The organism is Azoarcus sp. Soil_N_20, assembly GCF_057656155.1.
Genome location: NZ_JBDGKX010000008.1, coordinates 133,341 through 146,405 on the forward strand (window position 1 = coordinate 133,341; position 13,065 = coordinate 146,405).

Annotated in this window: 14 protein-coding genes; 11 read left to right on the forward strand and 3 right to left on the reverse strand. The window is 65.8% G+C overall.

All coding sequences use genetic code 11. The features are described from left to right. Positions 1-74: 74 nt before the first annotated feature. The 8 genes from nifB (at position 75) to draG (ending at position 6,058) form a co-directional block, all read left to right on the forward strand. Positions 75-1,580: a nitrogenase cofactor biosynthesis protein NifB gene (nifB, locus tag AC3A35_RS17085; RefSeq protein ID WP_487437395.1), complete on the forward strand. Its 1,506-nt coding sequence runs from the start codon at positions 75-77 to the stop codon at positions 1,578-1,580. 13 nt (positions 1,581-1,593) lie between these two features. After that, positions 1,594-1,884 carry a 4Fe-4S binding protein gene (locus AC3A35_RS17090; RefSeq protein ID WP_487437396.1) on the forward strand — a complete coding sequence of 97 codons (291 nt, stop codon included), beginning with the start codon at positions 1,594-1,596 and terminating at the stop codon, positions 1,882-1,884. Then, positions 1,872-2,336 (forward strand): thioredoxin domain-containing protein, encoded by a 465-nt coding sequence (locus AC3A35_RS17095; RefSeq protein WP_487437397.1) that lies wholly within the window; start codon positions 1,872-1,874, stop codon positions 2,334-2,336. The genes AC3A35_RS17090 and AC3A35_RS17095 overlap by 13 nt, the downstream gene beginning before the upstream one ends. Before the next feature lie 88 nt (positions 2,337-2,424). Next, positions 2,425-3,714, forward strand: coding sequence for an FprA family A-type flavoprotein (locus AC3A35_RS17100; RefSeq protein ID WP_487437398.1), 1,290 nt, complete (start codon positions 2,425-2,427; stop codon positions 3,712-3,714). A gap of 10 nt (positions 3,715-3,724) precedes the next feature. Continuing rightward, complete coding sequence (locus AC3A35_RS17105; protein WP_487437399.1) at positions 3,725-4,012, forward strand: 2Fe-2S iron-sulfur cluster-binding protein; 288 nt, start codon at positions 3,725-3,727, stop codon at positions 4,010-4,012. A gap of 66 nt (positions 4,013-4,078) precedes the next feature. Further along, positions 4,079-4,441, forward strand: a complete 363-nt coding sequence (locus tag AC3A35_RS17110; RefSeq protein WP_487437400.1) for a 2Fe-2S iron-sulfur cluster-binding protein — start codon at positions 4,079-4,081, stop codon at positions 4,439-4,441. 79 nt (positions 4,442-4,520) lie between these two features. Continuing rightward, positions 4,521-5,096, forward strand: a complete 576-nt coding sequence (locus tag AC3A35_RS17115) for a nitrogen fixation protein NifQ (RefSeq protein WP_487437401.1) — start codon at positions 4,521-4,523, stop codon at positions 5,094-5,096. 17 nt (positions 5,097-5,113) lie between these two features. After that, positions 5,114-6,058 carry an ADP-ribosyl-[dinitrogen reductase] hydrolase gene (draG, locus tag AC3A35_RS17120; RefSeq protein WP_487437402.1) on the forward strand — a complete coding sequence of 315 codons (945 nt, stop codon included), beginning with the start codon at positions 5,114-5,116 and terminating at the stop codon, positions 6,056-6,058. A gap of 21 nt (positions 6,059-6,079) precedes the next feature. Here the strand turns inward: draG and AC3A35_RS17125 are convergent, their stop codons facing one another. The 3 genes from AC3A35_RS17125 to AC3A35_RS17135 all read right to left on the reverse strand — a co-directional run bounded on the left by AC3A35_RS17125 (position 6,080) and on the right by AC3A35_RS17135 (position 8,478). Beyond that, complete coding sequence (locus AC3A35_RS17125; protein ID WP_487437403.1) at positions 6,080-6,475, reverse strand: bacteriohemerythrin; 396 nt, start codon at positions 6,473-6,475, stop codon at positions 6,080-6,082. Between the two features lie 2 nt (positions 6,476-6,477). Continuing rightward, a complete protein-coding gene (locus AC3A35_RS17130) occupies positions 6,478-7,323 on the reverse strand; it encodes an SIR2 family protein (protein ID WP_487437404.1) in 846 nt (281 codons plus the stop codon). Positions 7,324-7,554: 231 nt separating this feature from the next. Further along, positions 7,555-8,478, reverse strand: coding sequence for an NAD(+)--dinitrogen-reductase ADP-D-ribosyltransferase (locus tag AC3A35_RS17135; RefSeq protein WP_487437405.1), 924 nt, complete (start codon positions 8,476-8,478; stop codon positions 7,555-7,557). Between the two features lie 115 nt (positions 8,479-8,593). Here AC3A35_RS17135 and nifH point away from each other — a divergent pair, with 115 nt between their 5' ends. The 3 genes from nifH to nifK all read left to right on the forward strand — a co-directional run bounded on the left by nifH (position 8,594) and on the right by nifK (position 12,845). Next, entirely contained in the window at positions 8,594-9,493 is a 900-nt protein-coding gene (gene nifH, locus AC3A35_RS17140) for a nitrogenase iron protein (protein WP_487437406.1), read from the forward strand. A gap of 125 nt (positions 9,494-9,618) precedes the next feature. After that, on the forward strand, positions 9,619-11,094 hold the full coding sequence (gene nifD, locus AC3A35_RS17145; protein ID WP_487437407.1) for a nitrogenase molybdenum-iron protein alpha chain: 1,476 nt from the start codon (positions 9,619-9,621) through the stop codon (positions 11,092-11,094). Between the two features lie 182 nt (positions 11,095-11,276). Further along, the gene (gene nifK / locus AC3A35_RS17150) at positions 11,277-12,845 is read left to right on the forward strand and encodes a nitrogenase molybdenum-iron protein subunit beta (RefSeq protein ID WP_487437408.1); all 1,569 of its coding nucleotides are present in this window, start codon (positions 11,277-11,279) and stop codon (positions 12,843-12,845) included. The last annotated feature ends 220 nt before the right edge of the window (positions 12,846-13,065 follow it).

A 13,065-nucleotide genomic window follows, 5' to 3' on the forward strand; every position in this document is an offset into this window, starting at 1 on the left:
TATGTTGCGTTGCGTTTGTCGTTGGCACGGGCCTTGCGGAGATATCCCCGTCAGACATCACAAGGGGATCGACGATGGAACTCCCGGTCATCAGCAATACGGCGCCTGCCGAAGCTTCGGGCGGCGGCTGTAGCGAAAGTGGGTGTGGTACGGCGCCGGATGGTCTCTCCCATCTGCCCGACCATATCCGTTCGAAGGTGCAGGACCACCCCTGTTATTCGGAGGAGGCCCATCACTACTTTGCGCGCATGCACGTCGCGGTGGCGCCGGCCTGCAACATTCAGTGCAACTACTGCAACCGCAAGTACGACTGCTCCAACGAGTCGCGTCCCGGTGTGGTCTCCGAACTGATGACCCCCGATCAGGCGGTGAAGAAGACGCTGGCGGTGGCCGCGGCGATTCCGCAGATGACGGTGCTCGGCATCGCCGGCCCCGGGGATCCTCTCGCCAACCCCGAGCGCACCTTCGAGACGTTCCGCCAGCTCTCGGAACAGGCGCCGGACATCAAGCTCTGCGTGTCGACCAACGGTTTGTCGCTGCCGGAATCGGTGGACGAACTCGCCAAGCACAACATCGACCACGTCACGATCACGATCAACTGCGTCGATCCCGAGATCGGCGCCAAGATCTACCCGTGGATCTTCTGGGAGAACAAGCGCATTCGCGGCATCGAAGGCGCGAAGATCCTGATCGAGCAGCAGCAGAAGGGGCTCGAGATGCTGACCGCGCGCGGCATCCTGGTGAAGGTCAACTCGGTGATGATCCCGGGGGTGAACGACCAGCACCTCAAGGAGGTGTCGAAGGTGGTGAAGGGCAAGGGCGCCTTCCTGCACAACGTGATGCCGCTGATCGCCGAGGCCGAGCACGGCACCTACTACGGCATCATGGGCCAGCCCGAACCGACCCCGCTCGAACTGCAGGCACTGCAGGACGACTGCTCGGGCGACATGTCGATGATGCGCCACTGCCGCCAGTGCCGCGCCGACGCGGTCGGTCTGCTCGGCGAGGATCGCGGCGAGGAGTTCACCCTCGACAAGATCGACGCGATGGAGGTCGATTACGCCACCGCGATGGTCGAGCGCGCCAAGGTCCATGACGCGATCACCACCGAGCTCGAGATGAAGCGCGCACTCAAGGCCGCACCGAAGTTCAATCCGGTCGCCGAAGAGGCTGCCCCGGCCACACGCAGCATCCGCATCGCGGTGGCGACCAAGGGCGGCGGCGTGATCAACGAGCATTTCGGTCATGCCCACGAGTTCCTGGTGTACGAAGTCGGCGCGACCGAGCATCGCTTCCTCGGTCATCGCAAGTGCACCGCGTATTGCATGGGCGACGAATCCTGCGGCGATGGCGAGACCGTGCTCGGCGGCATCATCAAGTCGCTCGAAGGGGTGGAGGTGCTGCTGGCGAGCAAGATCGGCTTCGAACCCTGGGCCGATCTCGAGAAGGCCGGCATCAAGCCCAACGGCGAGCACGCGATGGAGCCGATCGAGGACGCGATCCGCGCGGTGTACGACGAAATGGCCGCGGCCGGAAAGCTGGCCTTGCCGGCGGTCGGCGCAGCGGTTCAGGCCGCCTGAGAGGAGCGCGTTCATGTCACTCGAAATCGTCGATTCCTGTGTGGGCTGCTACGCCTGCGAACCGCTGTGCCCGAACAAGGCCATCTCGGCGGTGATGCAGCCGGGGGAGCCGCTGTTCTTCATCAACCCGGACAAGTGCACCGAGTGCCTCGGTGATCACGATCTGCCGCAGTGCGCGGAGATCTGTCCGATCGAGGGCGCGATCGTCGACGAGTACGGCGAAGCGCTCAATCCCTACGGCTCGCTGACCGGCATCCCGCTCCATCTGCTCGAACAGTTGAGGGAAGCGGAATGCCGTCAGTAAGCCTGTGGTGGAAGCCCGGTTGCGCCACCAACACCCGCCAGATCGCCCTGCTCGAGGCCGCCGGGTGCGAGGTCGAGGTGCGCGACCTGCTCACCGAAGCGTGGACGCCTGCCGTGCTGGCCGGCTTCCTGGGCGCGCGACCGGTCAGCGAATGGTTCAATCCGGCCGCCCCGGCGCTGAAGGACGGATCGGTGAACCCGGCCGCGTTCAGCGCTGAGGCGGCGCTGGATCGTCTCGTCGCCGAGCCCATCCTGATCCGCCGGCCCCTGCTCGAAGTGGGCGGGCTGCGGTGCAGTGGTTTCGACCCCGACTGGCTGGCACGCCGCGGTATCGTGCTGCCGGACGGTCCGGTTCCGCAGGGCTGCAGCCACGGCGAGGACGGTCACGCGCCCAGGCCCTACCGCAACCCGGCCGCGTACTGCGCGCCGCCGTCGGGCGCGAGCCTGTCATGACTGCGGCCCGGCTGCACGCCGGTGTCCGTGCGCGCGCCCGGGGCGAGCGGCGCTGGGGCGCGGTGCCGGTGTCGGGAGGCGGTGCACGATGAGCCGCAGCGGTGCGGTCCGTGCCGGCGAACCCGTTGCCATCGCCCGCGATGTGCACTGGGTGGGGGCGCTCGACCCGGACCTGCGCCAGTTCGACATCATCCTGCGCACCGCCAACGGCACCAGCTACAACGCCTACGCGGTGCGCGGGAGCGCGGGCGTGGCGGTGATCGACACCGTCAAGGCCGAGTTCGCCGACGTCTTCTTCGCCCGCCTATGGTCCTGTTGCCGGCCTGACGAGATCCGCGCGATCGTGCTCAATCACCTCGAGCCGGATCACACCGGGGCCTTGCCCGAGCTGCTGGCAGCGGCACCGCAGGCCACCGTCTACCTGTCCTACCCGGCGCTGAAGATGCTCAAGGGGGTGGTCAAGGACGGGGTGGACGAGTCGCGCATCGTGCCGGTCGACGAAGACACCCGGATCGACCTCGGCGGGCGCACGCTGCGCTTTCTTCACACGCCCTATCTGCACTGGCCCGATACCCAATGCACCTGGGTCGAGGAAGAGGGGCTGCTGTTCTCCGGCGACGTGTTCGGTTGCCACTTCTGCGATTCGCGGCTGTTCAACGACCGCGTCGGCGATTTCCGCTTCTCCTTCGACTACTACTACCAGCACATCATGCGGCCCTTTCGCGAGCATGTGCTGACCGCGCTCGACCTGATCGAGCCGCTCGCGATCCGGCTGATCGCGCCTGCCCATGGCCCGATCCTGCGCGATCTGCCGACGAACTATGTACGGCGCTATCGCCAGCTCGCCGCGCCCTTGCTCGCCAACGAAGCCGGCGAACGGGAGAAGACCCTGCTGGTGTTCTACATCAGCGCCTACGGCAACACGGCGCGCATGGCGGAGGCGGTGCGCGACGGCGCCGAGGGGGTCGAGGGTGTGCGGGTGTCGCTGTACGACATCGCCGGCGGCGACCCGGGGCCCTTCGTCGACCTGATCGAGGAGGCCGACGGCCTCGTGTTCGGTTCGCCGACGATCAATGGCGACGCGGTCAAGCCGGTGTGGGACCTGCTGTCGTCGCTGACCCTGGTCAAGGTCAAGGGCAAGTTCGGCGCCGCCTTCGGCTCCTATGGCTGGAGCGGCGAGGCGGTCAACCTGGTCGAGGACCGCCTGCGCGGACTCAAGCTGCGGGTGCCGCGCCCCGGGGTCAAGGCCAAGCTCATTCCCACCGACGAGGAGCTCGCCAGCTGTGCCGCGCTCGGTCGCGAACTGGCCGAGCACCTGGTCGGCCGTTCCGCTCATCGTCATGTCGATTTCACCGCGCCCGGCGCACTGACCGTATAGGACTCCCATCATGCCCAAGGCACAGGTTACCTTCGAAGACATCGGCATCACCGTCACGGTGCCGGCCGGTACCCGGCTCATCGAGGTATCGGAAAAGATCGGCGCCGGACTCACCTACGGCTGCCGTGAAGGCGAATGCGGTACCTGCATGATGAAGATCGTTTCCGGTGCCGAGCATCTGGCCAATCCGTCGGTCCTCGAGGACAAGGTGCTCAAGGAAAACTACGCCGGCGTGAAGAACCGGCTTGCCTGCCAGGCCCAGGTACTGGGTGGCCACGTCGTCGTGCGCCCGGGCTGAAGCCCCGGCCGACCCTTACAACAACCGGCAGAGAGGCCGTTCAATCAACCACCGTGGAGCGTCACCATGCCCAATATCACTTTCTCGAGCCCGATCCACAAGGACAAGACTGTCTATGCGGTCGCCGGCTCACACACCCAGACCATCCTCAAGATCGCCAAGGACAACCATATCCCGATCGACTTTTCCTGTGAGGACGGCGAGTGCGCCACCTGCATGGTCAAGATCACGCCGCTGGGAAACCACGGCAGCCGCCTCGACCCGATGGCCAGCCGCCTGACCGACAAGGAACTGGTGGTGCTGCGCGAGCACAAGAAAGTCACCGCCGACGACATCGAGCGCATGCGCGTCGAGGACGTCTCGGTCACGCCGTGGCGCCTGGCCTGCCAGATGATCCTGCGTGACGAGGATCTGCTGGTCGAGTACTGACCTGCCCGACCCGGCACGCCGGTGTGCGCCGTCTGCATGCCGTGGTGCCGCTCTTGTGACCCGACATGAGGTTTTCGCCATGCTTGCACCGCTGAGTTCTCGCCCGTCGCCCGCCCGCGCTGCGCTGCACGACCATCTGATGCGGCATGCGGCGGGTCATCCCAATGACGAATTCTTCGCCCATCTGATCGCCGGGTGGACGCTCGGCGATGGCATGCTGCCGGCCGATTTCGGCCTCGGCGACGTCCGTTTCGCCGCACTGATCAGCCGTCACTTTCCCGGGCTGAGGTGGCAGCCGAAGGCCGACCTGAGCCCGCAGCCGACCCTGCATCCCGAATTCGAGGATCTGGTGCGCTTCATCGGTGAGCATGCCGATGCCGGCGTTTCCGGTGCGGCCGACATGGCGCAGATCCTCGCCACCGCCTGCATGGGTAGCGACCATCTGTGGCAGGACCTCGGCCTGCCGTCACGCCGGGAGTTGTCGCAGCTCGTGGCGCTCAGCTTTCCCGAGCTGGCGCTGGCCAACAACCGCGACATGAAGTGGAAGAAATTCCTCTATCGCGAGCTGTGCCAGCGCGAGGGCATCTTCGTCTGTGCCTCGCCATCGTGCGAGGCATGCGCCGACTACGCCAACTGCTTCGGGCCCGAGGTGTGAAATCCTGCGTGTCGCCGATGCGCGCCGGTTCCGCGGACCTGCTCAGGTCCGACGACGCCGGTCGCGAACGGCTGCTGGTGCGTGCGCGCGGTGCGATGCTCGGCCTCGCGATCGGCGATGCCCTCGGCGCCACGGTGGAGTTCATGACCCCGCGCGAGATCGGTGCGCAGTACGGCGTGCACGACCGCATCCGGGGCGGCGGCTGGCTGCGACTGGCCGCCGGGGCGGTGACCGACGACACCACGATGACGCTTGCGCTGGCCGAGGCGTGGCTGGAAGCGCGGGGTGCGCCCGCGGCCGAGGCCTGTGCGCGGGCGTTCGATGGCTGGATGCGGAGCAAGCCGGTGGATATCGGCAATACCGTGCGCCGCGGCATCGTACGCTGGCGTCTGACCGGCAGCCCCGAGGCGCCGCCATCGGCGGATGCCGGCAACGGCGCCACCATGCGCTGCCTGCCGGTGGCGCTGGCCGCCTTCGGCGGCGATCCGGACGCGATCGAACATGCCGCGCTGGTGCAGGCCCGGGTGACCCATCACAACCCGCTGACCGATGCGGCCACGCTGTGCGTGGTCGGCATGGTCCAGGCCGCGCTCGCCGGCGATGGCCAGCGGCGCGTGCTGGCGCGTGCCGATGCGCTGGTCGCGGCGCACCCCGAGTTCAATTTCCGTGGCTCGCGCTGCGACAATCCCAGCGGCTACATCGTCGACACCATGCGTGCGGTATTCCAGGCGATGGACGATGACGAGGGTTTCGAGGCGGTGCTGGTCGACGTCGTCAATCGCGGCGGTGACGCGGATACCACCGGGGCGATCGCCGGCATGGTGATGGGGGCGGTGGCCGGGGAGGGCGCCCTGCCCCGACGCTGGCTCGAAGCCCTCTGCCCGCCGCTGCGCGAAGCCTGTGTCCATGCCGCGGCCGGCCTCATCGCCCTCGCGCCGGCGCTGGCCGGCTCCCGGGGATGAGGGCGTACAGGCCGGGCGCATCTAGCCGGGCGTGCCCGTCTTTCGCAGGTGGGCGGCGAGGGCCGCGTCCATCGTGGCGAGGTGCAGATCGAACCACTCGGGCAGGCGCTCGCGCACATAGGCCCGGACCAGGATCAGCCGCCCGCCCTGAACGCTGCGGTTGAAGGCGCGCAGTTCGGCCAGCACGCGCTGATGTTCGCCGATGTGCTCGCCGATCGCCGGGAAGCGGCTGGCGCGCATGTTTGCATCCTCGGCGCTGAAGTGCGTGCGGCTGTGATCGAGCAGTTGGCCGAACAGTGCGCCGAACTCGTCATCGCCGGCCGCCGCCAGCCGCGCCGCCAGGGCCACGAACTCGCGGTGGGTGGCGTCCATTTCCGCCACCCCGAGCGGATGGCGGCTTTCGTTCCACTGCAGCATGCTCAGGCCGCTTCGGCGATCGGCAATCCGGCCAGCTCGCGCCAGTCGGCATCGACCACTTCGAGCCCGATGCGCGCGCAGAAGCGCTTCTCCTTGTCGTTCGCATCCGGGATCAGCGCCCAGCCGGCAGGCTCGCCGGCGCCGTAGATGAAGTCGGCGAGCAGCATGCGGATGGTGTCGCGGTTCAGGCGCGCACCGAGCACCACGTAGCGCAGCCCCTTGCGCCGTTCCTTGAGGTAGGGCGGGATCGCGAAGCCGCCCATCAGCTCGGTGATGTAGTCGACGAAGTCGGCGTCGGAGGCGATCCAGTTCGGTTCCGGCCACGGCGTGCCACAGGGCTTGAACAGGATGGGCGCAGCGGGATCGATCGCGCTTTCGTCCGCTGCCGCGGTGTAGGCGGTGCCGTTGTGACGGAACAGCTTGTAGCGCAGCCCGCCGGCAACGCGGGCGATGCCGACGATCAGCGTATGCGGGCGGGTGGCCCAGGCCTGCTGCAGGCCGGTGTCGCGATTGAGGTCGATGAGGTAGGGCAGTTCGAGCCCGTTGAGCCAGTCATGGAGCGCCGCCGTCGACCAGTCGCGGTCGGCATAGATGCCCTCGAGGGCGCGGTTGACTGCCACCCGGCCGCGCTTGAGCTCGATGTTCATCGCCGCGCGCGGGAACTCGTACATCAAGCGCGGCGACATCGGCTGGCCGTTGTTCAGGGCGAGGATCAGCTCGTCACTGGTGGCGGGAATCTTGGCCCCAGTCTTGGTGTGGGTGACATCGGCGAGCGCGTCGGCGCCGATGAAGGGCACCACTTGACCGGCAGCGAGGCCGGCACGGATCTGGTCGAGGATGGTCGTCATGAGTGTTCCTTGTCGAGACAGGCGCAAAGTGCGCGGGGTCGACAGCGTCATCCGCAAGATCGATGCCACTGCGCAAACCCGCGCGCAAGCGTGCAGGGCCGCGGTCTGCGGCACACCGACCGAGAGTTTGCGGCGGCGGGTGTCGTGCGCGCGGCGCTGCCGTGTCGGGTTTGCGACAGGGAGCGCCGCGCCGAACGCACGCCACTGGCGGGCGGCGTACGCCACGTCTGCTCAGCATTCCCGCCCGACCGCGACCACCCCGCCGATCACCAGGAATTCGTCCTCGCCCTGCAACAGCCCCGGCAGCAGGCCGGTGAACGCGAGGATCTTCGCCAGCGGCACGGCGCACGAGATCACGACGTCGCCGAATTCGTCGGCACGCTCCCGGCTGGCGGAAAAGGAACTGAGATTGTTGAGCTCGACCAGGTGGCGACCGTCATCGAGAAGGTGCAGGCCGGGCAGGCTGCGGGTACCGGACAGCCCCCGGTAGAGCAGCAGGTGGCTCGCGCCGGGGAAGCGGCGGGCCAGCTCGTCCTGCGACCAGGCATAGAGCAGGTCGACCTGGGCCTCGAGTGCGGCCGTGGTGTACAGCCCGGCGGCGACCTCGCGCTCGAAACCGACGCGCGACGCGCTGCCGCCGTTGCCGACCGGACCACGGTGGAAGCGGGTCAGCAGGCCGAAGCGTGACTCGACCCAGGCCTTGAGGATCGCCCCCTCGCGGCTTTCCGCATCGAACAGCCAGCCGCGCAGCAGGCGCAGGTAATCCAGTCTGCTGCGATCGATCCGGGCGTGCGCCGACAGGCCCTGGGCCACCGGGTCGTCGATCAGGAAGTGCGCATTCATGTAGGTGCGGAACATCCGGGCGCGCGCGCCCGGGCTGTCGAGGGCGGCCGTGCGCTCGAACAGCGGGCGGTGCAGCGGCAGCACGCCGTCCAGTTCGAGCATGCACGGCGCGAGCTGGAAGGCGAAGCTCGCGAGCGCCTCCGCGGGCAGGTTGCAGCGATTGAGCGAGCGTCGCCCGGCGGGCGGAACGGTGGTGCGGGCGAGGCTTGCAGGAATTCCGACGTGAATGTTGTCGGCCCTACAAATTGTAGGGGTTTTGTCGCATACGGGGACCGGTACGACTTCGGATGTAGGGGCTGAATCGTCTTGCATTTCAATTGCTTATCGAAAATTTTCGAAAGTGGCACGCTCATTGCGAAAGCTTGCTCGTGGTTCAACGCAACACGATCGATTCACGAGTCCCAGTTCCGACAAGGAGTAACGCACCATGGCAAAACTTCGTCAAGCCGCCATCTATGGCAAGGGTGGCATCGGCAAATCCACCACCACCCAGAACCTCGTCGCCGCGCTCGCTGAAGCCGGCAAGAAGGTCATGATCGTCGGCTGCGATCCGAAGGCCGATTCGACCCGCCTGATCCTGCACTCGAAGGCTCAGAACTCGGTCATGGAACTCGCCGCCGAAGCCGGCAGCGTGGAAGATCTCGAACTCGAGGACGTCATGTCCGTCGGTTTCGGTGATGTCAAATGCGTCGAGTCCGGTGGCCCGGAACCCGGCGTCGGCTGCGCCGGCCGTGGCGTGATCACCGCGATCAACTTCCTCGAAGAGGAAGGCGCCTACGACGAAGACCTCGACTTCGTGTTCTACGACGTGCTCGGTGACGTGGTCTGTGGCGGCTTCGCCATGCCCATCCGCGAGAACAAGGCACAGGAAATCTACATCGTCTGCTCCGGCGAAATGATGGCCATGTACGCGGCCAACAACATCGCCAAGGGCATCGTGAAGTACGCCAACTCCGGTAGCGTGCGTCTGGCCGGCCTGATCTGCAACAGCCGCAACACCGACCGCGAAGACGAACTGATCATGGCCCTGGCGGAAAAGCTCGGCACCCAGATGATCCACTTCGTGCCCCGTGACAACGCCGTGCAGCACGCCGAAATCCGCCGCATGACCGTGATCGAGTACGACCCGACCCACAAGCAGGCCGACGAGTACCGCGCGTTGGCACGCAAGATCGTCGACAACACCAAGTTCGTGATCCCGACCCCGATCACCATGGACGAGCTCGAAGAGCTGCTGATGGAGTTCGGCATCATGGAAGTGGAAAACACCGCCATCATCGGCAAGACCGCCGCCGAACTGGCTGCCGACGCCGCTGCCGCTGCCTGATCTGCCGCGCGGGCGTGAAGTCCGCGCACTCAGCCCGGCGGGTGGTCCACCCCGGCCGCCGGGTATCGCGCAAAACCTAAACACGGTGTGCACAGATTGGTGCCAGCGTGAACAGGAGAAGCAAGATGTCTACACTCACCCGTGAAGAAACCGAGAGCCTGATCCAGGAAGTGCTCGAGGTCTATCCCGAGAAGGCCAAGAAAGATCGCGCCAAGCACCTCGCGATCAATGACCAGTCGGTCGAGCAGTCGAAGAAGTGCATCACCTCCAACCGCAAGTCGCTGCCCGGCGTGATGACCATCCGCGGCTGCGCCTACGCCGGTTCGCGCGGCGTGGTGTGGGGTCCGGTCAAGGACATGATCCACATCTCGCACGGCCCGGTCGGCTGTGGCCAGTACTCGCGTGCCGGTCGGCGCAACTATTACGTCGGCACCACCGGCGTGAACACCTTTGCCGAGATGAACTTCACCTCCGACTTCCAGGAGAAGGACATCGTTTTCGGCGGCGACAAGAAGCTCGCCAAGATCATGAACGAGATCGAAGGCCTGTTCCCGCTGCACAAGGGCATCACCGTGCAGTCCGAGTGCCCGATCGGCCTCATCGGCGACGACATCGAAGCCGTCTCCAAGAAGGCCGCCAAGGAGCTCAACAAGGTCGTGGTGCCGGTGCGTTGCGAGGGTTTCCGCGGCGTGTCGCAGTCGCTCGGCCACCACATCGCCAACGACGCGGTGCGTGACTGGGTGCTGTCGAACCGCGACGGCCAGCACTTCGAATCGACCCCGTACGACGTCACCATCATCGGCGACTACAACATCGGCGGCGACGCCTGGGCCTCGCGCATCTTCCTCGAGGAGATGGGTCTGCGCGTGATCGCGCAGTGGTCCGGCGACGGCACCATCGCCGAAATGGAAAACACCCCGAAGGCGAAGCTGAACCTGCTGCACTGCTACCGCTCGATGAACTACATCAGCCGGCACATGGAAGAGAAGTACGGCATCCCCTGGATGGAGTACAACTTCTTCGGCCCGACCAAGATCGAAGAGTCGCTGCGCCGCATCGCCGCCTTCTTCGACGACTCCATCAAGGAGAAGTGCGAGCTGGTGATCGCGCGCTACAAGCCGATGATGCAAGCCGTCATCGACAAGTACAAGCCGCGTCTGCAGGGCAAGCGCGTCATGCTCTACATTGGTGGCCTGCGTCCGCGCCACGTGATCGGCGCGTACGAAGACCTGGGCATGGAAGTGGTCGGCACCGGCTACGAATTCGGCCACAACGACGACTACGACCGCACCATCCAGGAAATGGGCAACGCCACGCTGCTCTATGACGACGTCACCGGCTTCGAGCTGGAAGAGTTCGTCAAGCGCATCAAGCCCGACCTCGTCGGCTCCGGCATCAAGGAAAAGTACATCTATCAGAAGATGGGCATTCCCTTCCGCCAGATGCACAGCTGGGACTACTCCGGCCCCTACCACGGCTTCGACGGCTTCGCCATCTTCGCCCGTGACATGGACATGACGCTGAACAACCCGTGCTGGGGCAAGCAAACCCCGCCGTGGAAGCTCGTCAAGCCCGCCGAAGAAGTCAAGGCCGCTGCGTAATCAGTGAGGCCGGCCGGACCGACGTTGCGATCCGCCTGTGGCCCGGCCCCTGTGCAGGGGGCGGGGGTAACGGGTCGCGACGAGCGCCGGTGAGCAATGCGTGATGTGCGGGCTCAGTCCCGCACAACCCAAAACCTTGTGCCTGTCGTCCGCAGATTGGCGGCGCAGGCAAGGAGCCAGAAATGCAGACCGTTGACGACATCAAGCCCTGCTACCCGCTGTTCCGCGACGACGACTACAAGGCGTCGCTGAAGAACAAACAGGATCTGTTCGAGGAACGCCACCCGGACGACAAGATCGCGGAAGTGTTCCAGTGGACCACCACCGCCGAATACCAGGAACTCAACTTCAAGCGCGAAGCGCTCACCATCAACCCCGCCAAGGCATGCCAGCCGCTGGGCGCGGTGCTGTGCTCGCTCGGCTTCCACAAGACCCTGCCCTATGTGCATGGCTCGCAGGGTTGCGTGGCCTACTTCCGCACCTACTTCAACCGCCACTTCAAGGAGCCCATCTCCTGCGTGTCCGACTCCATGACCGAAGATGCGGCGGTGTTCGGCGGGCAGAAGAACATGTTCGACGGCCTGGAAAACGCCAAGGCGCTGTACAAGCCCGACATGATCGCGGTGTCCACCACGTGCATGGCCGAAGTCATCGGCGACGACCTCAATGCCTTCATCAACAACACCAAGAAGGCCGGGCATATCGAGCAGGACTATCCGGTTCCCTACGCCCACACGCCGTCCTTCGTCGGCAGCCACACCACCGGCTGGGACAACATGTTCGAGGGCATCGCACGCTACTTCACCCTCAACACCATGGAAGGCAAGGCGCCCGGGAAGAACGGCAAGCTCAACTTCGTACCCGGCTTCGAGACCTACCTCGGCAACTACCGCGTGATCAAGCGCATGATGGGCGAGATGGGTGTCGACTCGACGCTGCTGTCCGACCCCACCGAAGTGCTCGACACCCCGTCCGACGGTGAATTCCGCATGTACTCGGGCGGCACCACGATGGACGAGGTGAAGGACGCCCCCAACGCCTACAACACCATCCTGGTCCAGCCGTGGCAACTCGAGAAGACCAAGAAGTTCGTCGAGAACACCTGGAACCACGACGTGCCCAAGCTCAACGTGCCGATGGGCATGGAGTGGACCGACGAGTTCCTGATGAAGGTCTCCGAGATCACCGGCAAGGAAATCCCCGAGTCGCTCGCCCTCGAGCGCGGCCGCCTGATGGACATGATGCAGGACAGCCACACCTGGCTGCACGGCAAGCGCTTCGCGCTGTACGGCGATCCGGACTTCGTCATCGGCATGACCAAGTTCCTGCTCGAACTCGGCGCCGAGCCGATCCACATCGTGTGCAACAACGCCAGCAAGCGGTGGACCAAGGCGGTCGAGAAGCTGCTCGCCGAAAGCCCCGTCGGCGCCAACTGCAAGGTTTACCCGGGCGCCGATCTGTGGCACCTGCGCAGCCTGTGCTTCACCGACAAGCCCGACTTCCTGATCGGCAACTCGTACGGCAAGTACATCCAGCGCGATACCGTGCATAAGGGCAAGGAGTTCGAGGTTCCGCTGATCCGCCTCGGCTTCCCGATCTTCGACCGGCACCACCTGCATCGCATGACCACCCTGGGCTACGAGGGCGCAATGTACATCCTCACCACCCTGGTCAATGCGGTCCTGGAGCGCCTCGACGACGAGACCCGCGGCATGGGCACCACCGACTACAACTACGACCTCATCCGCTGAGGCAGGGTTGAACGGAGTCGTGCAGGGCGGGAGCTTCATCCCGCCGCACGCGCCCAGCGCCGCAGGTGTCCTGATTCGGACGCCGGCGGCGCCAGGGCTGGTCGACGGGATGTGCCGCAGTTTCCTCGCCGTCCTGCACGCTTCGATTTCATGTCGCGATCTCCCGGAACGTCTGTCCGTCTCCGGGGGGCCCGCCGACCCGGTCCCGCGCCATCAAGGA

What these genes read in the sequence shown, in the direction of transcription:
- nifB (WP_487437395.1), top strand. Translation starts at nt 75, where the DNA reads ATGGAACTCCCGGTCATCAGCAATACGGCGCCTGCCGAAGCTTCGGGC.
- AC3A35_RS17090 (WP_487437396.1), top strand. Translation starts at nt 1,594, where the DNA reads ATGTCACTCGAAATCGTCGATTCCTGTGTGGGCTGCTACGCCTGCGAA.
- AC3A35_RS17095 (WP_487437397.1), top strand. Translation starts at nt 1,872, where the DNA reads ATGCCGTCAGTAAGCCTGTGGTGGAAGCCCGGTTGCGCCACCAACACC.
- AC3A35_RS17100 (WP_487437398.1), top strand. Translation starts at nt 2,425, where the DNA reads ATGAGCCGCAGCGGTGCGGTCCGTGCCGGCGAACCCGTTGCCATCGCC.
- AC3A35_RS17105 (WP_487437399.1), top strand. Translation starts at nt 3,725, where the DNA reads ATGCCCAAGGCACAGGTTACCTTCGAAGACATCGGCATCACCGTCACG.
- AC3A35_RS17110 (WP_487437400.1), top strand. Translation starts at nt 4,079, where the DNA reads ATGCCCAATATCACTTTCTCGAGCCCGATCCACAAGGACAAGACTGTC.
- AC3A35_RS17115 (WP_487437401.1), top strand. Translation starts at nt 4,521, where the DNA reads ATGCTTGCACCGCTGAGTTCTCGCCCGTCGCCCGCCCGCGCTGCGCTG.
- draG (WP_487437402.1), top strand. Translation starts at nt 5,114, where the DNA reads ATGCGCGCCGGTTCCGCGGACCTGCTCAGGTCCGACGACGCCGGTCGC.
- AC3A35_RS17125 (WP_487437403.1), bottom strand. Translation starts at nt 6,475, where the DNA reads ATGCTGCAGTGGAACGAAAGCCGCCATCCGCTCGGGGTGGCGGAAATG.
- AC3A35_RS17130 (WP_487437404.1), bottom strand. Translation starts at nt 7,323, where the DNA reads ATGACGACCATCCTCGACCAGATCCGTGCCGGCCTCGCTGCCGGTCAA.
- AC3A35_RS17135 (WP_487437405.1), bottom strand. Translation starts at nt 8,478, where the DNA reads ATGCAAGACGATTCAGCCCCTACATCCGAAGTCGTACCGGTCCCCGTA.
- nifH (WP_487437406.1), top strand. Translation starts at nt 8,594, where the DNA reads ATGGCAAAACTTCGTCAAGCCGCCATCTATGGCAAGGGTGGCATCGGC.
- nifD (WP_487437407.1), top strand. Translation starts at nt 9,619, where the DNA reads ATGTCTACACTCACCCGTGAAGAAACCGAGAGCCTGATCCAGGAAGTG.
- nifK (WP_487437408.1), top strand. Translation starts at nt 11,277, where the DNA reads ATGCAGACCGTTGACGACATCAAGCCCTGCTACCCGCTGTTCCGCGAC.